General features: G+C 32.0%; 28 protein-coding genes and 1 pseudogene. 4 read left to right on the top strand and 25 right to left on the bottom strand.

The genetic code is table 11. From position 1 onward, the window contains the following. Nucleotides 1-231 precede the first annotated feature (231 nt). From A5866_RS00395 to A5866_RS00315, 17 genes are all read right to left on the bottom strand, one after another. On the bottom strand, nt 232-1,308 hold the full coding sequence (locus A5866_RS00395; protein ID WP_086444695.1) for a DUF916 and DUF3324 domain-containing protein: 1,077 nt from the start codon (nt 1,306-1,308) through the stop codon (nt 232-234). An 85-nt stretch (nt 1,309-1,393) separates the two neighbouring features. Continuing rightward, complete coding sequence (locus A5866_RS00390; protein ID WP_086444696.1) at nt 1,394-1,996, bottom strand: WxL domain-containing protein; 603 nt, start codon at nt 1,994-1,996, stop codon at nt 1,394-1,396. A 35-nt stretch (nt 1,997-2,031) separates the two neighbouring features. Next, nucleotides 2,032-4,230 (bottom strand): adhesive domain-containing protein, encoded by a 2,199-nt coding sequence (locus A5866_RS00385; RefSeq protein WP_086444697.1) that lies wholly within the window; start codon nt 4,228-4,230, stop codon nt 2,032-2,034. A 1,130-nt stretch (nt 4,231-5,360) separates the two neighbouring features. Further along, the gene (locus tag A5866_RS00380; protein WP_086444699.1) at nt 5,361-5,582 is read right to left on the bottom strand and encodes a hypothetical protein; all 222 of its coding nucleotides are present in this window, start codon (nt 5,580-5,582) and stop codon (nt 5,361-5,363) included. An 888-nt stretch (nt 5,583-6,470) separates the two neighbouring features. Then, complete coding sequence (locus A5866_RS00375; protein WP_086444700.1) at nt 6,471-7,073, bottom strand: hypothetical protein; 603 nt, start codon at nt 7,071-7,073, stop codon at nt 6,471-6,473. A 58-nt stretch (nt 7,074-7,131) separates the two neighbouring features. After that, nucleotides 7,132-7,488, bottom strand: coding sequence for a hypothetical protein (locus A5866_RS00370; RefSeq protein WP_140335129.1), 357 nt, complete (start codon nt 7,486-7,488; stop codon nt 7,132-7,134). 16 nt (nt 7,489-7,504) lie between these two features. Further along, nucleotides 7,505-7,915, bottom strand: a complete 411-nt coding sequence (locus A5866_RS00365) for a hypothetical protein (protein WP_339099738.1) — start codon at nt 7,913-7,915, stop codon at nt 7,505-7,507. Between the two features lie 176 nt (nt 7,916-8,091). Further along, a complete protein-coding gene (locus A5866_RS00360; RefSeq protein ID WP_339099737.1) occupies nt 8,092-8,619 on the bottom strand; it encodes a hypothetical protein in 528 nt (175 codons plus the stop codon). Nucleotides 8,620-8,792: 173 nt separating this feature from the next. Then, nucleotides 8,793-8,966: a bacteriocin immunity protein gene (locus tag A5866_RS00355; RefSeq protein ID WP_176332569.1), complete on the bottom strand. Its 174-nt coding sequence runs from the start codon at nt 8,964-8,966 to the stop codon at nt 8,793-8,795. 328 nt (nt 8,967-9,294) lie between these two features. Next, the gene (locus A5866_RS00350) at nt 9,295-9,558 is read right to left on the bottom strand and encodes a hypothetical protein (RefSeq protein ID WP_086444705.1); all 264 of its coding nucleotides are present in this window, start codon (nt 9,556-9,558) and stop codon (nt 9,295-9,297) included. Nucleotides 9,559-9,610: 52 nt separating this feature from the next. Continuing rightward, nucleotides 9,611-10,081: an isochorismatase family protein gene (locus A5866_RS00345; RefSeq protein ID WP_339099736.1), complete on the bottom strand. Its 471-nt coding sequence runs from the start codon at nt 10,079-10,081 to the stop codon at nt 9,611-9,613. A gap of 33 nt (nt 10,082-10,114) precedes the next feature. Then, nucleotides 10,115-10,318: a hypothetical protein gene (locus A5866_RS00340; RefSeq protein ID WP_086444702.1), complete on the bottom strand. Its 204-nt coding sequence runs from the start codon at nt 10,316-10,318 to the stop codon at nt 10,115-10,117. A gap of 142 nt (nt 10,319-10,460) precedes the next feature. Continuing rightward, nucleotides 10,461-11,021 carry a hypothetical protein gene (locus tag A5866_RS00335; RefSeq protein WP_086444703.1) on the bottom strand — a complete coding sequence of 187 codons (561 nt, stop codon included), beginning with the start codon at nt 11,019-11,021 and terminating at the stop codon, nt 10,461-10,463. A gap of 12 nt (nt 11,022-11,033) precedes the next feature. After that, nucleotides 11,034-11,264, bottom strand: a complete 231-nt coding sequence (locus A5866_RS00330) for a hypothetical protein (protein ID WP_086444704.1) — start codon at nt 11,262-11,264, stop codon at nt 11,034-11,036. A gap of 22 nt (nt 11,265-11,286) precedes the next feature. Next, the gene (locus tag A5866_RS00325; RefSeq protein ID WP_086444706.1) at nt 11,287-11,487 is read right to left on the bottom strand and encodes a hypothetical protein; all 201 of its coding nucleotides are present in this window, start codon (nt 11,485-11,487) and stop codon (nt 11,287-11,289) included. A gap of 237 nt (nt 11,488-11,724) precedes the next feature. Then, nucleotides 11,725-12,024 carry a hypothetical protein gene (locus tag A5866_RS00320; RefSeq protein ID WP_086444707.1) on the bottom strand — a complete coding sequence of 100 codons (300 nt, stop codon included), beginning with the start codon at nt 12,022-12,024 and terminating at the stop codon, nt 11,725-11,727. A 169-nt stretch (nt 12,025-12,193) separates the two neighbouring features. Beyond that, on the bottom strand, nt 12,194-12,490 hold the full coding sequence (locus tag A5866_RS00315; protein WP_086353006.1) for a helix-turn-helix domain-containing protein: 297 nt from the start codon (nt 12,488-12,490) through the stop codon (nt 12,194-12,196). A gap of 145 nt (nt 12,491-12,635) precedes the next feature. Between A5866_RS00315 and A5866_RS00310 the strand changes: the two genes are divergently transcribed. Together A5866_RS00310 and A5866_RS00300 are read left to right on the top strand one after the other, a co-directional pair. Beyond that, complete coding sequence (locus A5866_RS00310; protein ID WP_086281309.1) at nt 12,636-14,072, top strand: SulP family inorganic anion transporter; 1,437 nt, start codon at nt 12,636-12,638, stop codon at nt 14,070-14,072. A gap of 117 nt (nt 14,073-14,189) precedes the next feature. Next, nucleotides 14,190-14,423: a hypothetical protein gene (locus tag A5866_RS00300; RefSeq protein ID WP_339099735.1), complete on the top strand. Its 234-nt coding sequence runs from the start codon at nt 14,190-14,192 to the stop codon at nt 14,421-14,423. A 216-nt stretch (nt 14,424-14,639) separates the two neighbouring features. On the opposite strand, the gene A5866_RS00295 is transcribed toward A5866_RS00300, so the two are convergent. The 3 genes and pseudogenes from A5866_RS00295 to A5866_RS00285 all read right to left on the bottom strand — a co-directional run bounded on the left by A5866_RS00295 (nt 14,640) and on the right by A5866_RS00285 (nt 15,951). Next, the gene (locus tag A5866_RS00295; RefSeq protein WP_086281305.1) at nt 14,640-14,912 is read right to left on the bottom strand and encodes a hypothetical protein; all 273 of its coding nucleotides are present in this window, start codon (nt 14,910-14,912) and stop codon (nt 14,640-14,642) included. A gap of 61 nt (nt 14,913-14,973) precedes the next feature. Further along, nucleotides 14,974-15,330: an MmcQ/YjbR family DNA-binding protein gene (locus tag A5866_RS00290; protein ID WP_086444709.1), complete on the bottom strand. Its 357-nt coding sequence runs from the start codon at nt 15,328-15,330 to the stop codon at nt 14,974-14,976. A gap of 42 nt (nt 15,331-15,372) precedes the next feature. Continuing rightward, nucleotides 15,373-15,951: pseudogene (locus A5866_RS00285) on the bottom strand (histidine phosphatase family protein). Between the two features lie 526 nt (nt 15,952-16,477). On the opposite strand from A5866_RS00285, the gene A5866_RS00280 reads away from it, so the two are divergent. Together A5866_RS00280 and A5866_RS00275 are read left to right on the top strand one after the other, a co-directional pair. Beyond that, a protein-coding gene (locus A5866_RS00280; RefSeq protein WP_140335131.1) for an IS3 family transposase occupies nt 16,478-17,562 on the top strand; the annotation gives its coding sequence in 2 pieces (ribosomal slippage) (nt 16,478-16,715 and nt 16,715-17,562; 1,086 coding nt in all). 284 nt (nt 17,563-17,846) lie between these two features. Beyond that, a complete protein-coding gene (locus A5866_RS00275; protein WP_339099734.1) occupies nt 17,847-18,149 on the top strand; it encodes a hypothetical protein in 303 nt (100 codons plus the stop codon). Here the strand turns inward: A5866_RS00275 and A5866_RS00270 are convergent. The 5 genes from A5866_RS00270 to A5866_RS00250 all read right to left on the bottom strand — a co-directional run bounded on the left by A5866_RS00270 (nt 18,146) and on the right by A5866_RS00250 (nt 20,804). Next, nucleotides 18,146-18,649 carry a hypothetical protein gene (locus A5866_RS00270; RefSeq protein ID WP_339099733.1) on the bottom strand — a complete coding sequence of 168 codons (504 nt, stop codon included), beginning with the start codon at nt 18,647-18,649 and terminating at the stop codon, nt 18,146-18,148. The genes A5866_RS00275 and A5866_RS00270 overlap by 4 nt on opposite strands. A 55-nt stretch (nt 18,650-18,704) precedes the next feature. Further along, a complete protein-coding gene (locus A5866_RS00265; RefSeq protein ID WP_339099732.1) occupies nt 18,705-19,157 on the bottom strand; it encodes a hypothetical protein in 453 nt (150 codons plus the stop codon). A 62-nt stretch (nt 19,158-19,219) separates the two neighbouring features. Continuing rightward, nucleotides 19,220-19,549, bottom strand: a complete 330-nt coding sequence (locus A5866_RS00260; protein ID WP_339099731.1) for a hypothetical protein — start codon at nt 19,547-19,549, stop codon at nt 19,220-19,222. 16 nt (nt 19,550-19,565) lie between these two features. Beyond that, nucleotides 19,566-19,898, bottom strand: coding sequence for a hypothetical protein (locus tag A5866_RS00255; RefSeq protein ID WP_086444712.1), 333 nt, complete (start codon nt 19,896-19,898; stop codon nt 19,566-19,568). Nucleotides 19,899-20,240: 342 nt separating this feature from the next. Further along, on the bottom strand, nt 20,241-20,804 hold the full coding sequence (locus tag A5866_RS00250; protein WP_176332572.1) for a recombinase family protein: 564 nt from the start codon (nt 20,802-20,804) through the stop codon (nt 20,241-20,243). Nucleotides 20,805-21,876: the final 1,072 nt, after the last annotated feature.

The raw sequence follows: 21,876 nt of genomic DNA, 5'->3' as shown, positions 1-21,876 counted from the left end.
AAAATGCATTAGCCAATGAATATGGTATCGTCCTGTTTTCTGTCGCTCGGTGGGTGAAACAATATTCTGAAGTTAAAACCGATGACGTTACACTCCTTACGGCTCGTCAGATTAAACAACTTCATATATGATAATAAATTTAAATAAACATATTCTAATCCTCTACGTTTTTATTATTCCGATTTTAATCCATATAATTATAGTCACAGACTTTTATGAAAAGATGTTTGACTAAATTTTATTTTCATCATCCAAATGCTTCACATTTAAGCTCCTTTTTAGCCACAAAATATAGAATTGAATCAATACAAGTACTGTCAATATAATGACCACTACAATCAGCCAAGAAGGTACTTTATTCTTGACTTTATTGTCTTCAATCTCCTTATTGACGAGCTTTGCTTGATCTTTTGTGATATTAAATTCATTTTCAAATATCCATTTTTTACCATCTTGTAAAATCTGAGTATGGCTAGTATACTTTCCACTCTGCAACTGTCTCTTTATCAGTACAGGAAAATCCATGACCGAATTAGGTGCCATTTCCAGATGTTCTTTCTCTAATTCGATCAAGGGAGCCTTGTCTCCTTTTTTTCGGATGATCATTTTAAGCTCTATTTCCTTTGAAATAGCAGCATTTTTATTCCGAATCGAATGGATGACAGACATTTTCTTCCCCTGTTTAGATTTTGCTACTTTGACTGCATCCATCTCATAATCTGACACTATTGTGGTCTCGGTTTCATTCAAGACCACACCTACTACATAATGAAATCGCTGCTGAATAGTCACCTCTTTGTTCTTTACTTCATTTTCAGGTAGATTTTTGGTAAAACGTAATCCTCCTACTATCACACCGTCATATTGTTCTTTCGGCATTTTCAAATGAAAACGAGCAATTTTTGTTTCATACGGCTGTAATGAAATCGTTGTTTTAAGAACCTTGATCAATGATTCAAAAGGATAATTTAGTGTTTTGTCTTTGATGCCTTTGACCGTATAATCGATCATTCCTTCTTCTGTCGTCGACGCATTTATCGCATTTACAGAAACAGTGATTGGTTCTGCTTCTGGATTGACCAACTTAACCTGTAATTCTTGTTCTTCTTCTGGCTGCATTTTCAAATCAAAATAGGATTTATTGATGTCAACTTGATTCTCCGGTATAACTGCTTGCACATAAAAACTATTCGTTTCATTATTTTTGTCTTGTGCTGAAGCGTTTAAAGTCTGCAACAAACCAAATAAAAAAATAAGACCAAATAACCAGAATAACTTAATCGTTATTGATCTAGAACACCTATTCATCTAAATCACTCCTTTTAGTTAATCAGAAAAAAAGAGTGGAATAAAAATAGTTCTCATCCCACTCTCTATAGATCATACTTTATTTCTATGGTGCATCAGCTAATGTCCAGTCAATTGTAGAAGTATGCTTGCCAAGTGTTGCCATTGCAGCAGGTACATTGAGCGTAACTCCTTTGTTTTCGCTATCAGGCCAAGTAAAAGTCCAAGTCCCTGCCCCAGCACCTACTGCAGCTGTTGCAAACGGAGATGCAGTTGCTGCTCCACTCGTTAATTTAACTGTATTAACGGGTGTTGGTGCTTCAGCATCACTATTTGTTCCTGCCTGTGTATTTTTAAAATTCAAACTTGCATTTGGCAAAGAGGCTGTGGCCGCATTATCTTTAAAACCATTCAGTTTGCCACTCAACTTCCAACCAGCATTGGTTCCTCTAGCATCTGAAACAACAACATTAATCGCACTAGGGTTTGTTGGAATGTATGATGCATCATTTACTGAAATTGTTTGTGATGCGTAGCTGATTGAAGAGACAGCCTCTAAAGTTAAAGCACCTGGCGTAAATGTGACATCTAAATCGGTTGCCTTATTTATATCAGCAGCAGAAGCAGATTGTCCTAAAAATAATGTCCCTAACATAACTGACAATAATAAAGCAGTAGAGCTAGTCGTAACGAATTTTGAACTCTTCATTTTATGCACCCTCTCTTTTTTGGTAAATCTTCTATTTATTTGGCACCGACAGAAACAATAACTCGACCGCTAGCTGCTGCCTCAGTGCCAAGTGTTGCCGCTGTATTAAGTGTGATCGAAGTTCCTGCTGCTAATTGTCGACCGGAAATATCCAGTGAGAAGGTCCCATCTGCATTCACAAGTGTTTCTTCGTAAATACTTCCAGGGAATCTCACTCTAACTTTAAATTGAGTCCCCTCTGGAGGAGAAGTAATCTTCACAGATCCTTTGATCATTGTATCGCCAACGAAAATTGGGGATACAACAGGAGTTGGAACGATGTACCCTTCTAAAGATGGAATTCTACCAACTGCAAAAACTACATTGTCACTTTCTTTGCCTTTCAAAGATTGTGTATGCTCTGCAATAGTTACTAACCTTAGAGGATTGCCTTCTTTTAAGTTTTTATCTACTATAGGAATCGAAAAAGTTCCATCCTTTTCAAGTGCTACTTTTCTTACAGACCCGTCAGGAAATCGAACTTGCATAAACAAATTAGTCCCTACTGGAACATTCACTAATGGAATAGTTCCTGTAATAGCCTTACTTCCTTCATTTACCGTTTCAAACTGCGGTTTTGGCACTTGATAATTGTTTAGCGGATTGACAACCACTTGCTTGATTTCAGGTTCACTACTTTTCGTTCGCTTCCCATCACTTGCTTCGATTGTTATTTTTAATTGATCATTTCCTATTGGTTGGTATTTATCAAATAAAATTACAAAGGTTCCGCTTTGGCTGATTGTTCCAGTCAGATAGGCTCCATCTGGCAACTGAACTTTCACTTTAAATGTTACACCATCCGGCAATGGTTCAGTGAGCGTTACACTACCTTTAAGGCTTGTGGCCTCTTCAAGAATATCTTCAACAATTGGTTTTGCAATGGGATATTTAAGAAAGGGATCAGCAATGACTTGTTTAATTGTAGGTTCACTAACTTTAGAATAACTTCCAACTTGAGATTCGATTACTATTTTTAATTGGTCGTTTCCTTGAGGCTGATACTTACCAAAAGGAACTGCAAAAGAACCATCCTCATTAATATTATTCGTTAGTATACTTCCATCTGGTAATTCAACCTTGGCATTGAATGTTGTTCCTTCTGGTATAGGTTGTGAAAGAGCCACACGCCCTTTAACGTCTGTCATACCTTCTATGATATCTTCAACAATCGGGCTTATAACTGGGTAATTCGCCAACGGATTTTCTACCGCTTTGTCAAAATAAAGATTGATAGAATCTCCATTCGCATAAATTGTATTTAATAATTCTAAATCAATCACTGGATCATTGACTGCCATTACTGTTACTTGCGCTTTTTCAGCGGTTACATCAAAGACTGTTGTAGAAAAATCAACATCAACATTTCCAAGTACATTGGCTTGCAACGCATTTGTTAATACATCTGATGTACCATCAGCAATTTTTCCAACAAGCTCTAACAAATCATTAACAGCAGGTTTTAACAAATCAAGAGTTGGATTTAAAATAGCTAGTAGTCCAGTAAATTTTAATCCATCCACAGCCTCCTTCAACGGATTAAATAAATTGGCATATGCTGCACGAACATATTCTCCTAGTCCATCTGTAAAATCTACCATAACATAATTACCATCTGGTGATAATTTCCCTTCAACAGTAGCATGATAACTCCCTAAATCTTGAAGAGAATTAAGTCCTTCAAATGCTTTTTCTAATGAATCTAGTTGTAAGCCTAAAGGTTTTGCCAATCCAAGTAATTTAGTAACTAACCCTCCAACATTTAAAACCAAGTCTTTCACACCTGGAACATCACCAGGCACGATTGGCATTAATTTAGCATTGATGTTGATCTTGATCGGTCCAACAATCTTGCTTTTCAGTTCTTCTGGTATGGTAAAAACAATTATTTTAGGTGACACCAACCCAACATCTGCTACTGCAGTTCCTTTAAACAGTAAATCCAAATCATATGTAGAATCTTCTTTTTTTTCCAATTTAACACCATCACTCACAGATGTGCCATTTTTAGAAAAAAGTTGCGTCTCTTTTAAAATGTTAATATTGGCTAAATCAACTGTGCTCACGGAACTTTCTGCATTGACTTCATATTGACTTCGATTTCCCACAATTATAAGTGAACTAGGTATTATTGCTACTAATAATAAAATCACTGTCCCTACTAATGCAATTATAGAATGAGTAAATTTTCTCATGACTGCCTCCTTAAATTATATTATTCTAAACTGACTGTGAAACATTTTAAACTTAACAATCAAAATTACTTATTATGTTTAATTTAATTCAAATTGAAATCATTAGCAAATAATAAGTATTGTATTTTTAATAAATTGGATCAATAGATTAAAAAACTTTGATTGATAGATTCAACTGATTTTTAATTATTCATTTAAGTAAACTTAAATAACTTATCTCTTTCTTGCACCAGAGAAAAATTGAGAAAGGGAAGAATTTGTCTTAATTTTTTCTGTATATAATAAAAATATATTCATTTTTTTAAGCTGTAGTGGCAGTATAGTTTGATTTTAGCATTCTCATATAGAGTGTTTAATTTGTCAGTTAATAAACAATCATCTTTAATTCTCCCAAGAAACACACCCCAAAATTAATTTTTTAGTATCGCCAGCAAATAAAAAGAAAAGCTCTTTAGACAGAACTTTTCTTTTGAGAAGCAAATTAGTAAATCGTTAGTTCTTTTTTTGTTAACCGCTTAAATTCAAACAGTATTGAATTATTTTTTTGTCTCATTTCTTCATACTGTACATAATAATCTTTTGTTTGTAATTTAGTCCCTTTAACTTGAGTGAATATTTCTTTAAATAGGAACACATGCTTTGCTTCTAAATTGAAAATACAAACTGATCCTCAAGGATTTGCTTTTAAACAAGAGGCAATTAAGTCTATTTCATCCATAGAAAATAGCATGGAATAAGTATTCAGCTTTCAATAGCGCTCCCAAAAAAGCTGGAATCTCTGAAAATCTCATCGCATTTGTTGCCCTAACAACGACTAGCTCATTGCAGGTAGTTTCTTTTTTCTTCCGTTTGACATAGTCACTTTTCCTTTTCATTAAATTAAGATTAATTTATCAAACATCCTCTTTTAAAATACTGATTACGCTCCTTCTTCAAAAACCTTTTTTTACTGAAAAAACAGTTTCAGACAAATTATTTTCTTTTCCAATTTTCAACATTAAAGTTTCTCAATCCAAGTATCTAATATGCATATAGCAGCAGAATTTCCTGAAAAAATTTTATCTGTAAAAGCATCCTCTACATATTGTCTCATCAAAATTCTTCTTTTAAATTCTTTTGGTACAAAGTCTTTAACTCATTTCAAAGATAAGTTGTATATAGAAAATACGATTTATATCCACGTAATAGCGAATAGTCCCGACCCTCTTTAGATTTTCACTATCTAGTTCTTCTTGTAACACTGCTCTGTAGAAGGATAGCTTATGATTAATTTTTTGAATAGTCGCAGGTATTTTCACTAATATCGTTTTAGTATTCTGTTCTTCAAAGGACTGTCTTTCAAATGTTTTCAATTCATAGTCTTCCGACTGGGAAAACAAATCTTGAAAACTAGATTCTAGATTGTCAATTGTCTTATCCGTTACATCCCATAAAAATTTAATTCTAATATATTTTTTTGCTGAATGTTTGAAAAATTAATTTATCTTGCTCCATTTCAATTATTTATCGATCTTTTTTGGAGTATAGCTCTTATCATGTTATTAATCATTCTTCACACTTACTTCTTACTTTTTTTGGGGTGGTTTAAGATTTAACCCGTATTCTGTATACAGATAAACAAAGGATAGGATTATTGCTTTTGATAAAATTAAATACCTTAAATTCATGTATATATTCTACAATGATGACATTCCTCATGTGTATATTCTCCATTCAATCATTCTTTATCAAATCTATACTGCTATCGATCCTTTTTACAACATTAGTCTTGAGCCCTATCTGGAATAATTGCATCCTTAATCCCGCGTACAACATTTTTCTTCTTGTGTTTTTTGATAGTGATCCAATGCCCATTGCTATCACTCAATGTGAAGTGTATACCTCTCTAACTTTGTCTCATCCATATTCCTTCATATACTTAAATACATATTTGTTTTCCATGCATTCACCTTCTGTGTAAGTAAAATTTCCTAGATAGACCAAATCTACTAATCTTATTGGCAGATCCCTCTTTATCCATGCTGAACCTTTCCCATTAAAATGTTTTGTTAATCTTTTTTTATTGAACTAAACATTTGCCCAACATAAAAACAATTATTTTCAAGTTCTAAGATATACAAATACCTATTTTTGTTTGAATCGTTTTTTACAGGCCTATTAACTCCTTACTGATAGTTTTTGATAACGGTTTGAGTATATTATAGCTGTCACCTGTGAAAAATTCCGTTTGTTCATTCACTCTAATTTCCCCAAATATTTATTTCTTCCAAAGGATAACTTGTCAAATCGCTCTCTTTTGCCGGAGTTCCTTCTAGTACAATCATCAATGATCCGTCATATTTATAATATAAATAGTAGAATACGTCTCTATAGGTACCATCAACGGTTGGTTTATTCACTTTAATTTTTGTTTGAAGTTTAATATCGACAAGTTCATTTTTTCTAGAATCAAGAACCCTAGATGTTTGTTCATTATCATCAGAAATAATTTCATATTCCAATTCATTACCGAAAAGATCATGAAGCTTATCTTCAGTAAAACCTTGTCTTGGTTGGTTTTCTACACCAGTAGAATTTCCTTCATACCAAGATTTTCCATTAAGCAACGTCTTTGTAATTTTAGGGTACTTGGCTTCCTCAGAATTTGGAGTTGCTTGTGAACTTTGAGTAGTTTCTATTGATTCTGTTTTTATCGAACTGGATAATGAGGTCTCTTCTTTTTTATAAGTGCTAATATTAGTGACCGAATGCTTAGTAGAATCTACAGACCCGGTTGATTTATTGCTAGCACAGCTCGCTAATAATGTAACTGAAACTAAAACAAAACAAATAAATTTTTTCATCTTTCTTCACACTTCTTTCTCATCCTTTTTAGGAATGCTTTCAGTATTCCATAAACAGCTATTTAGAAAAATTCTTCAACATATCAAACCAATTTTTTACTATCTTATTCTCCAGATAGTCTTCCTGTCTTTCTGTCCACTCTTTAACTGCTGAATAATAAATAAAAGTAACCTTTGGAATCTTTTTTCCATTCTTACTTATCGAACAACACGACTTATTGTATTCATAAAATTTATTTTTCTTTGTTTTCCAAACAATCCTATCTTTACCAGCAAACCTTAAAACCCATACGACATCATTTCCTTGAATATGTGGGAAATAATTTTTTGTTATTAACTCTTTAAAGAGTTCTAGAAATCTAATATCTTCGCTTACTTGAATTTTGGTTTTGTGACTTGTAATGTCATCACCCATACATACACTCTGTCTATCAATTATAACTTCCATATTGACTCCTTTTGTTACTGATGATTTTAGGAAGGTCTTCTAATTCCTTCACAACTGTTTCTAATTTACTAGGATCTTCAACTGCTAATTTTGATAGTACTTTATATGGATTGAAAGAACTACTTTGATTTTCGGTAAAGTTCCTAACGACATACTCGTTTTCCTCTAATCTAGTAATGTTTCTAATCCTAATCAACTCGACGACTCTATCAACAACAAATCTTGCAGCTTCTTTAGATTGATCTACTGTTCTATTTTTACATATTGGTACACTAAAACAAAGAATAATTAATTCATCACCATAAGGCATTTGAACAACAGGGACATAACTTGCTAGATTTTTAATAGTTGGATCTTCTTTCATTTGAATTGAAATTGATTGAATTGTATACAAATTAATTCTTCCAAATCCATAGTTGTCTTCATTCTTTGTGTAGAAATCTTACAATTCTTTTAAAATACGTTCACGGTCTTTATTCGGTCTAGTCATTTTTGATACTCCTTTTCACTTTCTAGAAAGTTTGATTCAATCGGAATCAATTGTTTTTAATAATAAAAAAGTGTTGTATACTAACCGACATCAGATACAATACAATTAAGATAGTTTTCTTGTCCCCATACCACAGTATAGCTATTAACGTCACTGTATCTAGAAAAATAGATACGACTTTTTTTTGAACAAATACTCTGATATTCTTTTTTATTACTGTTTATAAAATCAATAACGTGATTCATGATATTATCTATATCATATATTTTTTCTACTTCAATCAACCAAAAAAAATCTTCAAGATAATCTTCAGGGGTACCCTTAAGTATTTCATCAACAGTCAGCATTTTTTGGGTACATGAAATCCAGTTTTGATTATTACTCTCGCAGGATATATTAACAAAAGTATCATCATTCCATTTTTTAATAACACTAAATAGTTTATTTTCCGATGGAGTAAATTTTAAAAAGAAACTTATCAAGTTTAAATCTTTTTTAGTAATATTATCATTAGCACTAGTTATAGATAAATTGTAAATATCTATTGTTTCTCTTTTTTCAGGGTTATTTAACAATTTTCCTCTTATATATTCAATGATCCTTTTCATATAACCTCCACTAATAATCCTTTTTGAAAAGTTTTCAATTTTAGTCAAATTGAGACAAGCTTCCTAAATCACCTCTATAATCGTTATTTACACTAGCAAATTTAGCTATGTCGCTTAGTTCATTTATGATCTGATTTTGTTCTGTAGTAAATTTCCATTTTTTAGTGAGAGTTTTAAAATAAAATAGTTAGTCTAGCTATTAAAGCTTCCTCGTTTATCGCCGTATCAAATTTTTTATACACCTTCAATAAAACATCTTTTAATTCCAAGTAATTCTTTCCTTGTCCATCTTTAAAACTGTTGTAAAAATTAGTTATTAATGGTTTTGTCTCTTTATCATTACTCATATTTTCCCTCCTTATCATTATTTTTGGATCTCGTACATGCTGCTATCGATCCTTTTTGAGAAGCCGAACTATTTTCAGCTTCAGGAATTTTTACCGTTCGCCTTTAGAAAAATTATCCTGGAAGATCCGCAGCTGCTGCCGGAGAATTTTCTTTCATTTTACGAACGATCCTTTTTGAAAAAATTCATAGTTTTAATACGTTTCGTAGTCTACTTCCAAAAATAATATCTTCTTTAATTGACGTAAATAATTCAGCCAATTGCTTTTTTGTATAAAATCTTACATTCCAAGCTAATTTTTTTCCATCATTCAAAATAAAAATAATTTCTTACGATTTATAGCTGCCATAATAACCTTGTATCATTGGTTCGATAGGCTGATTCCCAAAATCACCACTGAAACCAATTTTATCTATATTTTCTACATCAATTTCCAAAAGTTCTTTTTTGAAAGTCCGACTTTTTTCATTTACATAGTATCTAGAAATAAATAATGTTCCTTCCAATAAATAGTACCATGTATTTATAAATCTCCATGGAACTAGCAGGGAAAGAATTAAAAATGTGGGATTTTTACCTCGGGATTTTTTCATTTATTCATCCCCTTTACTAATCCTTTTTAGGATAGCCTCTATAATAATAGATTTATTTTTGAATAGTGATATACATACTTGAAGTTAATGTATTAACTCCAATTTTCTTTAATCTTTTATTCCAAATAGTTTTCAATGGCTTAACTATGGAATCATGCGCATCTTCTACTAGAGTCACAGAATACCCTTGTTTCAATGCACCTTTACATGTTTTTTGAATACAGGCATTACTCATTAATCCTGTAACCACGAATGAATCTAGTTTGAGATTATTTACTACTTCATTAAATTGAGAAGACGTAAATGCATTTCCTTCTTTTTTATCTACAACAACATCGTTATCTAGTAGATTTAAATTATTAGATAACTCTCCACATCCGTCTTGCTTAATGAATATAACTGGTATATTTTTCTCATGAAAAAAATCGATCATCCTATTTACTCTTCTCAAAAACTTTTTTTTACCATACAGTGATCCAATTGTTTTACTTTGAATATCAATTACTAATAGAGCTTTTCTCAATTCACTTTTCCTCCTATTGATCCTTTTCAGAAATCATTCAATTCGTTTAGAAAAATATCTGTTTTTGAAATAATCCAAACGATCACTACTGACCTCATTACATATGAAATGTAAATCATGCTCCATTTCATTGTATAAATCTTTTAAGTTAATGTTGACTGCTTCAACATCGCCCTTGTCTTCAGCATTTCTAAAGTCGCTTATAATTTCAGGAATGTTTACAAAATTCACATCCATTTATTTCACTTCTTTCTTATACTTTTTGGCTTATAGTTCGCCATTTTGTGTTTGTCCATTGTCCTGGCATTATCGATCGTTTGCTTTTAGTCATGCTTTGCCTGGTGGATCTCACACTGCAGCTGACAGAAATCAACTACTTTTACGAACGATTTTTTTTGGTAACATCTATTTGCAAATTCTTTAATTCCTTCAAAAATATGTTGATATTCTCTCCATACTTAAATATTCGTGGGCTTTCTGATATATTATATTTTTTTACAATAAAAACAATATCATTAGCTAAATTATCAATTGCCCACATGAGTGAACCTATTAGAAGATCATAGTAATGGGGAGGTAGGTACTGTGTGAAACATTTAACGTTTATATTTTCTTCTAACCTTTGCGGGTGTACCCAACTAGATAATTCATCATAGTTTGCATAATACTCTGTTCCTGTGTAAAACTCATCGCTTAGCTCTTTTAATGATTTACCACTCGCTAATTCATACCAAATTTTAAATGGTGATTTGGCAAAGCTATCTTTAATAGATGATTTGTATCCTTTTTTTAAATCACTTAACATTTCTCTATCTTTATCAGTAAATAAGTCAGCATCATTACTATTTGAAAGTCTTTCCCACTTTATACTATTCTCAAATCCTTTTTTATTAAAGTAAGACTTAAGGAATCTCTCCTTTTCATCAGATTCAGAATACACTTTAAAGGAAATCTACAATTCAAAGACAGACCGCTGCAATGAAAGTACACCATCTGTAATATTATTCTCTAAGAGAAAAAAGATAGTATTTAAGCGTAAATTTATATTGCCAACAATTAAAAATAAGAATTTATCGGTATTTTCTAACTCACCTGTTTTTTTTGTACCTAACTTTTCAAGAGATTTCAGACATCTATTTGTTTCTTTAAATATTTTTTTATAGCTAGGAAACTTTACTAACATAAGCAATGACTGCCTCCTTCAGTTATTGATCCTTTTTTGGACTTTTCTTTTTTTGTTCATAACTTTCAATATCATGTATTACATAAATGCAGATTATAGCAATTGGAATAACTCCGATTAGAGTATTCATTACACCAAACATCAATATCGTTGGTATTGTGATTATTGCTAAAAACACTAAGATTTGAATATTAAGTCTTTTAAATCCGTTCATTATATTCATTATGATTCTCTCCTTCAGTTATTGATCCTTTTTGATACATAGTTCGTAATTCTGACTTTGACCATTGACCATTGACCAGGTATGATCGATCGTTCGTCTCTTTGATCATTTTCTCTGGTAGATCTCACACTGCAGTTAGACAATATGACCTATTTTCCCGAACGATTTTCAGCTTCAGGAATTTCTACTGTTCGTATTCATCCTTTTTGATACAATATGCATATATTGCATTCTTTATTATTTCCAATACTTGAAATCAAAGCCTTCCTCTGGTTCACCTATTTGATAACCTAAAGATTGTGTAAGTTTATTTTTAAGACTATCGTACCATTCATCCCATATACTTTCAGGCATTACACCTGCAATTTGTATACCACTAGGCTCAACAGAAGCCCACAAATCAATTTCCGTGCCTGTCCATCTGACCTCTTTGTTGTATCCAGCCCAATAGGGCATTGATCTGTAAACTTCTTCAATTGCAATCCACACTTCTTCTGGAGCCGTATAGTGTATATTCAAATTGATATCATATTTCATCATTTTCCTCCTACTGATCCTTCTTAGATCTTATACATGCTGCTACCGATTCTTTTTGAGAAGCCGAACGATTTTCAGCTTCAGGAATTTTCACCGTTCGTATTCATGGTTAAAAAGCTACAGAAATTGAGTAGTAATTTTAAAATCAGAAATTTGATCTATGGAAAAATTACTTCTCTTCTAATCCTGTTAAAAACTGAAGAAGTTCATATTTTTTTTGTTCTGGTAAACTCATAATAACAGTTATTAATTTCTGATCTGTAGGACTTAATTTAGGATTGAAAAAATCTGACAATGATACACCTAATGCCTCACAAATATTTGTTAGTGTTTTTAAGGAGAGCTTTGTTGTATCATTCTCTATTGCAGAAATAAAAGATGGGGAAATATTAATTTTTTCAGCTAATGTTCTTGCAGTTATGTGGTTTGCTTTCCTTAATTCTTGAATTCTTATTCCAATATTCATCTATTAAATCACCTCAAAAATTCACTATAGGGTTAATTTGAATACAATTTAAATTAACCTAGGACTTTATTTAACAATGTGACTATGATACTATAATAAAGTTGTCAAATGCAACTAAAAACTTAAAAGGGTGTGATTTATCTACATGTTATTTAGTATAAAAAAAGAAGAGTGGATTGGAAATGGGAAAAATGATTTGTTTGCTGGTCTAGTTTCGTCTATAGCCTTACTTCCAGAGGTTGTAGGTTTTGCTATTATTGCAGGAGTAAATCCAATGACAGCACTATTTGCTTCAGCAACAACTATTTTAATTATATCCTTTACAGGTGGAAGACCAGCCATGGTTTCAGCCGCCGCAGGATCTATGGCACTCGTTATGGCTGCGCTAATTAAAAGCCATGGTCTTGAATATATGATAGCAGCAACTATTTTAACAGGTATTATGCAATTAGTTCTAGGATATCTTGGTATTCAAAGATTAATGAAATTTATTCCAAAAACTGTGATGTTTGGCTTCGTAAATGCCTTAGCCATTTTAATTTTTCTAGCTCAAGTACAACAATTACCTGGGCAATCACTATGGACGTACTCCATGGTAATTATCACAATCATGCTAATGTACGGACTTCCAAAAGTTACAAAAGCTGTTCCACCTGCATTAATTGTTATTATAGTAATGACTGTTGTTGCATTGGCTTACCCAGGATATCTACAAAAAATTGGAGATATGGGCAATATGTCGACAATTGTACCAACATTATCATTTCCTGTGGTTCCTTTCACTATTAAAACGTTCTTTATTATTTTTCCGACAGCAGTTGCCTTAACAATGGTAGGTCTGATAGAATCATTATTGACTATTCCTGTAGTTGATAAAATGACAGGAACCAAAGGAGATAGTAAAAGGGAAGTGAAGTCACAAGGTCTTGCAAATATAGTGACGGGGTTATTTGGTGGTCCAGCAGGCTGTGCAATGATTGGTCAAGCTGTGGTCAATGTAAAATCTGGAGGAAGAAAAAGACTTTCTACTTTGGTTGCGGGAATGGCTTTATTAATCCTAATTTTTGGTCTAAAAGATATTATGATACAGATACCTACTGCAGCTCTTATTGGTATTATGATTACTGTTTCGTTTGAAACATTTGAATGGGAAAGTTTATCTCTCATACGCTCTTTCCAAGTAACAGAGAGTCTAGTAATGCTTGTGACAATCGGTATTGTTGTATATACACATAATTTGGCAATTGGTATTTTTGTAGGTGTTCTATTAAGTGCAGTCATTTTTATGGCAAAACTATCGACAATTTCAATTGTTCAAAAAGATAGTGTGTTTGCAGTAAAAGGACCTTTATTTTTTGCTTCCACACATTCGTTTCTCCATTATTTTGAAACTGTTAATTATGACAACGAACAGCTAACAATAGATTTTTCTTATTCTCATATCTTAGATCATTCTGGAGTTGAAGCATTAAAGTCTTTTGTAATTGATATGAAAAATCAAAAAAGAAAAATTTTTATTATTGGTTTAGATATTCATAATCCTGAATTATCCAAAGAAATTGAGTCACTTCTTATTGAATAAAGAAGTAGCCCGTCCAACTGTATTAATCGTTGGACAGGCTATTTAAGTAATTTATTTTAAAGAAATTGTACTAAGAGAATAATTTCTCTGAAAATGATCGAATGGAGAAAACAAAAAATGAAGAGAAAGCATAAATTAGGGGACTATCTTTATAAAAATGGAAATATTTATAAACTCGTTCCACATTGGGAAAACAATTTCATTTCAGAATTCTATTCAATCTTTTTAGAAGAATCTACAGGAAAGATATTCTGTAGCCCTTATTTAATAAAAGATGATGATCCTAGCTATAGCGCTGCAATGGCAGATCAAATAGAAAAATTTGATTTGACTCAAAAATTATATCAGTAGTTCTCAAAAAGGATAAACACTCTTTATAAACAAAAAAAACCTACCTTTGGGGAAGGTAGGAAAAGGAGTTAAAAATGAAAAAGTTTTGTTAGGGTTGTTTGTTTGGTATGAATAAATAATACAATTGAAATTTGAATAATCTGTGATGAATTAATATAGAATTTCTGAAATAAAAATAGAAATAGTGTTTCCCAAAAAGGATCCTTTTTGGGAACTTTACCGCAGCTGATCCATCACTTCTTTATATACTAATTCATGATTATCCTCTAAATTAATTTGTTGAAACACATTGTACTCACAAACATCCTTCTTAGTTAGATACTTTATCAGTTCCTCAGGTATTTCACTATCTTTTGTTTGCCGTAAGTCTAGTTTGACTAATGGATCTACCGCAAAGTAGCGACTATCATTTTTAAACTCCATCATCGCATAAATTAAGTTATCATTGATCTTTAAAATTACCTTACCTTCGATTTCTTTGTTTTTCATTGTTATTCCTCCTTCATTATTATTTCTTTTTAGCAATTTTTAAATTTTTGTTCTTTCACCATTATTTAGTTAATTCATAGCTAATATCAATCATTTTTTTTACTTCTTGTAGCGATACACAAGATTTTAGATCTATTGAAATCCAGTTTTCTTTATTCATGTGATAAGCTGAATAATATCCTTTTTTTTCTAATAAAGAACCTATTAATTCAGGTACAACTTTGATATCAATAATATCCGTTTCTCCTTTACCTTCATTATTTAACTTATTTTTTGGCACATTCATTACTAAGCCGTACCATTTTTTATTATGTTTGTGTCTTAAAATACGGTATTCTGGAAACTTACTAAATGTTTTTTCTGGCATTGTCCCATAGGTTGATTCTACATATGCAAAAATTGATTCTCTTGTAACCAATTATCTCACTCCGTTCTTTTTTATCCTTTTTGGGAACTCCCATTAATCTTGGCTAATTGATTCCTTAAATTTAAATATGCCCTCTGAATACTCAAACTTTAAAATACAGCAGTTAGTAAATTTAATCGTTTTAATTTGCTCTTGCGATAGCCATTTCTGAATAAATCGATACATGGAACCCCCATGACTAACACATAAAATATTATGATGACATTCCTTTTCCATAACCTCAACAAGAGTAGCATTCATTCTGGTTTGTACTTGATCACTAGATTCTCCACCGTAATCTACAAAAAAGTCTCCATAAGACACCTCACCTGCTTTTATTTTAGGATTTAAGTCTTCACTTTCACTCTCAAATAAACCGAAGTTCTATTCTTTGACTCCCTTTAATCGCGTAACACTTTTGTAGTCACAGACTATTTCTGCAGTATCAACGGCTCTTTCCTGTGTCGAAGAATACACATGATCAAAAATTATATCATGATCTAAAAAGTAATCCCTAGCAACCTGAGCTTGACCTATTCCCTGCTCAGTTAAAGGTGAATCACATACTCCTTGAATTTTACCAAGTAAATTAAACAGTGTTTGTCTATGTCTCAGTAAATATAGTGTCTTCATACTCCTTACACCTATCCTTCATTTAAATTTACATTTGTTTCTTCTACTAACCCCTTGGTCCTTTTATTCTATGTGCAGCTGAGTATTGAGACCTTTAAAATATCACCTTGTTATTTTACTAACTGTCAATATTCTACTTTTACAGTTTAAAAGTTACACTTAATAATCACTGGTTTGAAGCTATTCTACAGGTCTTATCAATACAAATTGCTGATACGCGCTAGGAACCCCTTACCAAGTATTGATTACTCATACTTTTTTCACGATTGTTCAAAAATTCTTCTTTCCTTTTTATGCTTCATTTAATCTTTCTCATCTATGATATAGACAGTAACAAGAAAGAAGTTGATATCTGCTTTTGACACAATTAACTTTCTCAGATTTATTTTCTTGGTTTACCAAGAAAATAAAAAACTATCTCCCAACTTTTGAGTGTAAGAGGCTCATTCGCCTCTTACCTTAAATGGCTCCTATACTAGAAATACGGACAAGTTGTTCGCTATAATCTATTAAAGGAGTTTTTATTATGCAGACAAAAACATCAGCTACAAGATATTCAAAAGAATTTAGAGAATCAATGGTGTCACTAAGTCAGACCGGTCGGTCTGCTAATTCATTATCAAAAGAATACAACGTAAGTGTCTCTACACTTAGTAAGTGGATTCGTCAAGCAGATCCAAATGACCGGAATATTCTCTCACTAAATGAACGTGCACTATTAAAAGAAAATAAACGATTAAAAGAAGAAATCGACATTTTAAAGCGAGCGGCGGTGCTTTTGGCAAAGAATTAATCAATAAGGGACGTGCTACTGTACTACGAGTGGTTCGTGTTAACTTAGAAGCAAAGCACCGCATTACTCGTATTTTAAGCGTTCTTAAGATTCCTAGAACGACGTATTATGATTATTTAAATTGGCACCCCAGTAAGCGAATGATTAGACGACAACAGATAAAAGAGAAAGTATTAGCGTCCTGGTTATCGTATCCAATGTATGGGTATCCGAGGATGACCAAGTATTTTAATGAAAATCTCAACTACCCAGTTAGTCGCTACCTTATCTATCGCCTTATGCGTGAGCTAGGGATTCATTCACGGATGATTAAAAAAATGAAGAAACCTAGCACCTATACAGACGTTGCCAAATTACCAAACCTAATAAGAAAAATGAAAGACTGGTCTAAAGTACTTTTAACAGATATCACGTATATCCGAGTGAAAGGGAAGTGGGTTTATTTAGCTAGTCTATACAATCCAGAAACCCGAAGGGTTATCGCTCATAAGGTCGGAGCCGATATGACAAAAGAGCTGGCAACGAGTGTGCTGGAGAAAGTAGATTTGCGCAGACTTGGAGTAAAGATTGTACACAGCGACATGGGAAGCCAATACACAAGCGATTTATTTAATCAGACGCTACAAAATAGACAAATAAAGCACTCCTACTCTCGAAAGGGTTGCCCAGGAGATAATGCAAGAATAGAAAGTTTTCACTCGATTTTGAAACGAGAATATGTCAATTTTCAGTCCTTTCAAACACTTGATGAAGCGATTGTTGGCATTGATAGCTATATTCGTTGGTACAATAGTGATCGAATTTCTCTCGTTGCCTAGCGAAAAAATGTGCTACTTTCAAAAAAAAACGAATGTTGAAAGTGTTATTTAAGTGCGCCTTTTGGTGTTCCGTTTAAAAATATGAAGGATGATTTAGATTGAATAGTGCATCATTTACTTTGCCTAACTGTTTTTATTGCTCTCACAACAATTCTTTCACATTTTTTTGTTCGGATTCTTGACATAGGTGCCATATGTTCATGCTGATAAGGTAGCTTCAGGTGCTGGAAAAGGCACTAGATATCAATATATCACCATGTTCTATTAAAAATAAGGAGAGAACTATGACAGAAAAAGACTTTAAAAATGCTACTAAAATAGATAATGCTGATTTAGTTAGAAATACAATGAAATCTGACCCTTCTCAAAATGGAAGTCCTATCCCATTTCAAAGTGGGTATTCCACATATGAAGCAAAAAAAGGAACGCAAAGTAGCCTTGAAGTAATTGCTTTTTACTTCTTAGGTATCATCTTTTCAGTAACAGCTTATTACTGCTTGATTAATTTATCTATTTTAATTGCTTTCTTTTTTTATAGAACGATCGTTTTTGAAAAAACGTATCCAGTTCATTTAGAACTCTTCTAGCTATTTATCTCTATACCTTTGTTGATATAGCTCTCAACTTTTTTAACACCTTCGTTTATTCCCAAGGTAGTAAAATGAAATACTTCAGTATTTGTGTAAATTACTAGTTTAGCGCTTGATCGTGAGCTTCCTCTTGAACCTACACCATAACTCAATTCTGCCTTAACTCTACGTATTTTATTCATCTGAATTATAATTTCGTCACTACCAACCAAAATCCTTACACCCTTTGTGCATTTAGTTATTACAACTTCTTTCAAGAATAACTTTTCATAAATTATCTCAGACAAATATATTGCTCCTACAGAATAAATTGTTCCAAATAGAATTAGTGACACTTCACCATCAAGATTAATGCTAGTGTTACTAATGATCTCTATTCCAAATAGAAATACAAAGATAAATGTAAGAACTAACAAAATTCTTACTGACATTTTTTTAAATTTTGAATTAGAATAGTTAAACTTTCCTTTCATTAAAACTTTTGCTTTTTTGTACACCCTCTCTATCTACCTTTCTATCCTTTTTGTCACTAAAAGTCTCAGCCAGTAATAATTAATTAGCATGATACCATTTTTCAATAATAGTATTATATATATCCTCATTTGATTTATTAAGTTGTATATCATTAAAATTAATTTCCATCTTCTTTCCTTCTTTAGGGATTATCACAAGAAACTCTAAATGTACAATGTTTCTCATATTTATGTCCCCGATATCTGACCAATTCAATGAATGAATTTTCCATTCACACCAGCTAATCCCTTTTGAATCTATTATCAATTTCTTATTTCCGAACTTAATTAATTTATTCAATGCTAACATTCCTGGAATAAACATAAAAAGTATTAACATAAACAAAACCCAGTAGCCAAAGATTGGCAATTCATCTGTTATCAATCCAAATATTAATACCAAACCAGTTAAAATTGCTGGAAATAGTAACATGCACGGAACTATAATCGTAATTAGATTCTGCTTCACAATTATTTCTTTCTCATTATTCATTATTTACTCCTTCAGCTATTGATCCTTTTTGACAGGTTGAATAATTTACTAAAAATATATACTCACAAAATTCTTGGATCTACTTTTACACCACTTACTAAAAAATCTTTTTCTCTTATATTCAATTCTTTAATTACTAATTCTTTGAGTTTGTTAAGTGTTAGCAAGGTGTTTACTCTATATAGTTTAGATCCATAATTTATCCATTCACCTTCATAAAGTAGTTCCCCTTTCCCTCTAATATCAGGTTTTCCTTTGTAAAACAAGACAAACAAATCTTGAATCATTTGGCCTTCTTCAGATAACATAGGATTTGAAGAACTCCTAGAAATCTCCTTTCCAACTTTTTCGTATAACTTCATTGGTTCTCTTCCCCAAATATCTTTTTCCATTCAAATCTCTCCTTTACTAATCCTTTTTGGTGTTTTCTACATAATTAATTACTTTTAGTTTTAAGCCTTTTGTGATTGGATAATTCTCAATTTCCTTAATTATCTGATCCTGGTCTTTTTTCTTCAGTTGCTCTTTTACTACAGCCTGTATAACTTTCTCTGTACCGTAATCAGCAATAGTATGGCTGATTAACCCGATAACTCCCAATGTTGCAATTCCGCCAATCATTCCGAAAGGTCCCAGCGAAGCTAAAGCTACACCTCCAGCATACCCACTGACACTGATCGCAACTACTAAAACTATCCCTGGAACCCCAAAGGCTGCCATTTTTTTTAAGAGTTCATCCATTGTCTTCCCCTTCTCATATTTTTTTGATTTCACATACGCTACTGTAAATCCTTTTTCAAATAGACAATACTACTGCATTCATTTAACATTAAATATAAGGAAACAAGCTCTTATACCAAAAACGAGTGTTTTCGATAATTTGCATAATTAATGATTCAATGAATATGAAATACTGGTATTACTGGAAGTTGTCCTAGTTTTGGGATAGATTTTTTATTTTACCTAAAACGTCGTTTTAGGTAATCACTAGATTACTTGTTCAAGATAATCCCTCAGTTTAAAAATTGAAGAGAGCTTAGAATCTCTCTACCATTAACGTAGTTTTACCGAATATAGATTTAGTTATAAGTTTTGGTACTTTCTTCGTCTTTTTTCTCTGTAAAGAGACGCTTCACTTATTCCAGTTTTACGTGAGACATTTTTCGTGGTATCTTTCTTAAGCAATTCCATTGCTAGATCCAATTGATCCTTGCTGAATTTTTTTGGCCGTCCTTCTCGAAAATCAGGATTTAATTTAGCAATCGCCTTACCTTCTTGTGTACGTTCTACAATCATATCTCGTTCAAATTCTGCAAATGCCGAAAAAATTGTAAATGTCAGTCTTCCAGTTGGTGTGTTCTCGATTATACCCATATTCAAAATATGCACTTTGATTCCTCTTTTGAAAAGATTTTGAACAGTCTCCAATCCTTGAACAGTTGATAGAGCAAAACGATCTAATTTTGTGACGACTAACGTATCACCTTCAGATAATTCTTTAAGCAGCATTTGAAATTCTTTTCGATCGATTTTTGTTCCTGTGAATTTTTCAGTGTAGATTTTTTCGCAACCGGCTTTTTTTAAAACAACAATCTGAGATTCTAAATCTTGTCCCCAGGTACTCACTCTTGCATAACCAAAAATCACAATTTTTGCCCCATTTCTTACCTTATTTATGATAGTAAGATATGACAGTCTTACAAACCTTATTTTATCACATCACACAAACGCTATCAATACTTTTAAGTTTTGATAGTTAACTTTGAAATGGAATGAGAAAAAATTATTCAACCATGGGGTTAGATTAAACATGAATGATAATTTTTTGCATAGAAAAGGACAATCATGATAATTCCTGTTATCCTTTGATTTTGTTATCACATTCTAATTATAACAAAAGAAGAATACGCATTTGCATCAATACTATCCCTTGATTCATCCACTCTATCTGTATTATGCTGAGTAATATATGCTGTATAACCAGATTTTTTACTTACATATGACATATGGGTTATTTGAAATTTTTTTCCAATATTCAACAAATACTCCTGATTGTGTATAGGATTGTGCTTCAGATATTGAAATATAATGACGAATAGCAACCCCATCTGCTGTATGTATCCATGCCATCCGCTTACATTTATCGACATTCTTAAAGGAGCTATTTCTTCTGTTTCCAAGATCAGATTAATATTTTCTGTTCTGATACTATTAAAAGTTCTAGAAAGCAATGCATCTTTAACCTCATTGTTGGAGGATAATTGATTTACAGTAGCCTTATCTGGTAAATTTGGTCCTTTCTTTCTTAAATATAACCCAGCAAACTCACTTTAGGTTATATTTTCTGAATCAGAATCTCCAACCGATAATGTTCCCGTATCTAATTCTTGTAGCAATTTCAAATATTCACTATCCAGTTTGTTTTAGAACTTTAGCCTAAGTTTATCCTTAATCTTACTTGCAAGATTGACTTATACTTGTTGTAATGTTTGGTTTAAATCAAATTCTACTTTTGACTCTTCTTGTACTACCGTAACTAAATCAGATTCATCCATATATTCTGCAGAAACGTTTAATTCTCCTAAACTAAGAATACCTGTTATCCCAATGGTAAGTAACTTGAATAGAACAAAAGCCAACCTTATAGTGAGTAAGGTTAGCTTTCTTCATTTAATTAAATATTGAGACGAAATCAAAGAACTTAAAGTTACTATTTTAG

This window comes from Enterococcus sp. 12C11_DIV0727, from assembly GCF_002148425.2.
In the GTDB taxonomy this organism is placed as follows: Bacteria; Bacillota; Bacilli; order Lactobacillales; family Enterococcaceae; genus Enterococcus_L; species Enterococcus_L lemimoniae.
The sequence above is the reverse complement of the archived record's forward strand: the minus strand, read 5'-3'. Positions and strand labels throughout refer to the sequence as shown.

What these genes read in the sequence shown, in the direction of transcription:
- A5866_RS00375 (WP_086444700.1), bottom strand. Translation starts at nt 7,073, where the DNA reads ATGAAAAAATTTATTTGTTTTGTTTTAGTTTCAGTTACATTATTAGCG.
- A5866_RS00325 (WP_086444706.1), bottom strand. Translation starts at nt 11,487, where the DNA reads ATGAATATAATGAACGGATTTAAAAGACTTAATATTCAAATCTTAGTG.
- A5866_RS00295 (WP_086281305.1), bottom strand. Translation starts at nt 14,912, where the DNA reads ATGAAAAACAAAGAAATCGAAGGTAAGGTAATTTTAAAGATCAATGAT.
- A5866_RS00315 (WP_086353006.1), bottom strand. Translation starts at nt 12,490, where the DNA reads ATGAATATTGGAATAAGAATTCAAGAATTAAGGAAAGCAAACCACATA.
- A5866_RS00320 (WP_086444707.1), bottom strand. Translation starts at nt 12,024, where the DNA reads ATGAAATATGATATCAATTTGAATATACACTATACGGCTCCAGAAGAA.
- A5866_RS00350 (WP_086444705.1), bottom strand. Translation starts at nt 9,558, where the DNA reads ATGAAAAAATCCCGAGGTAAAAATCCCACATTTTTAATTCTTTCCCTG.
- A5866_RS00355 (WP_176332569.1), bottom strand. Translation starts at nt 8,966, where the DNA reads ATGAGTAATGATAAAGAGACAAAACCATTAATAACTAATTTTTACAAC.
- A5866_RS00265 (WP_339099732.1), bottom strand. Translation starts at nt 19,157, where the DNA reads ATGAATAATGAGAAAGAAATAATTGTGAAGCAGAATCTAATTACGATT.
- A5866_RS00340 (WP_086444702.1), bottom strand. Translation starts at nt 10,318, where the DNA reads ATGGATGTGAATTTTGTAAACATTCCTGAAATTATAAGCGACTTTAGA.
- A5866_RS00260 (WP_339099731.1), bottom strand. Translation starts at nt 19,549, where the DNA reads ATGGAAAAAGATATTTGGGGAAGAGAACCAATGAAGTTATACGAAAAA.
- A5866_RS00275 (WP_339099734.1), top strand. Translation starts at nt 17,847, where the DNA reads ATGACAGAAAAAGACTTTAAAAATGCTACTAAAATAGATAATGCTGAT.
- A5866_RS00330 (WP_086444704.1), bottom strand. Translation starts at nt 11,264, where the DNA reads ATGTTAGTAAAGTTTCCTAGCTATAAAAAAATATTTAAAGAAACAAAT.
- A5866_RS00390 (WP_086444696.1), bottom strand. Translation starts at nt 1,996, where the DNA reads ATGAAGAGTTCAAAATTCGTTACGACTAGCTCTACTGCTTTATTATTG.
- A5866_RS00370 (WP_140335129.1), bottom strand. Translation starts at nt 7,488, where the DNA reads ATGGGTGATGACATTACAAGTCACAAAACCAAAATTCAAGTAAGCGAA.
- A5866_RS00300 (WP_339099735.1), top strand. Translation starts at nt 14,190, where the DNA reads ATGAAGAGAAAGCATAAATTAGGGGACTATCTTTATAAAAATGGAAAT.
- A5866_RS00360 (WP_339099737.1), bottom strand. Translation starts at nt 8,619, where the DNA reads ATGAAAAGGATCATTGAATATATAAGAGGAAAATTGTTAAATAACCCT.
- A5866_RS00255 (WP_086444712.1), bottom strand. Translation starts at nt 19,898, where the DNA reads ATGGATGAACTCTTAAAAAAAATGGCAGCCTTTGGGGTTCCAGGGATA.
- A5866_RS00385 (WP_086444697.1), bottom strand. Translation starts at nt 4,230, where the DNA reads ATGAGAAAATTTACTCATTCTATAATTGCATTAGTAGGGACAGTGATT.
- A5866_RS00395 (WP_086444695.1), bottom strand. Translation starts at nt 1,308, where the DNA reads ATGAATAGGTGTTCTAGATCAATAACGATTAAGTTATTCTGGTTATTT.
- A5866_RS00310 (WP_086281309.1), top strand. Translation starts at nt 12,636, where the DNA reads ATGTTATTTAGTATAAAAAAAGAAGAGTGGATTGGAAATGGGAAAAAT.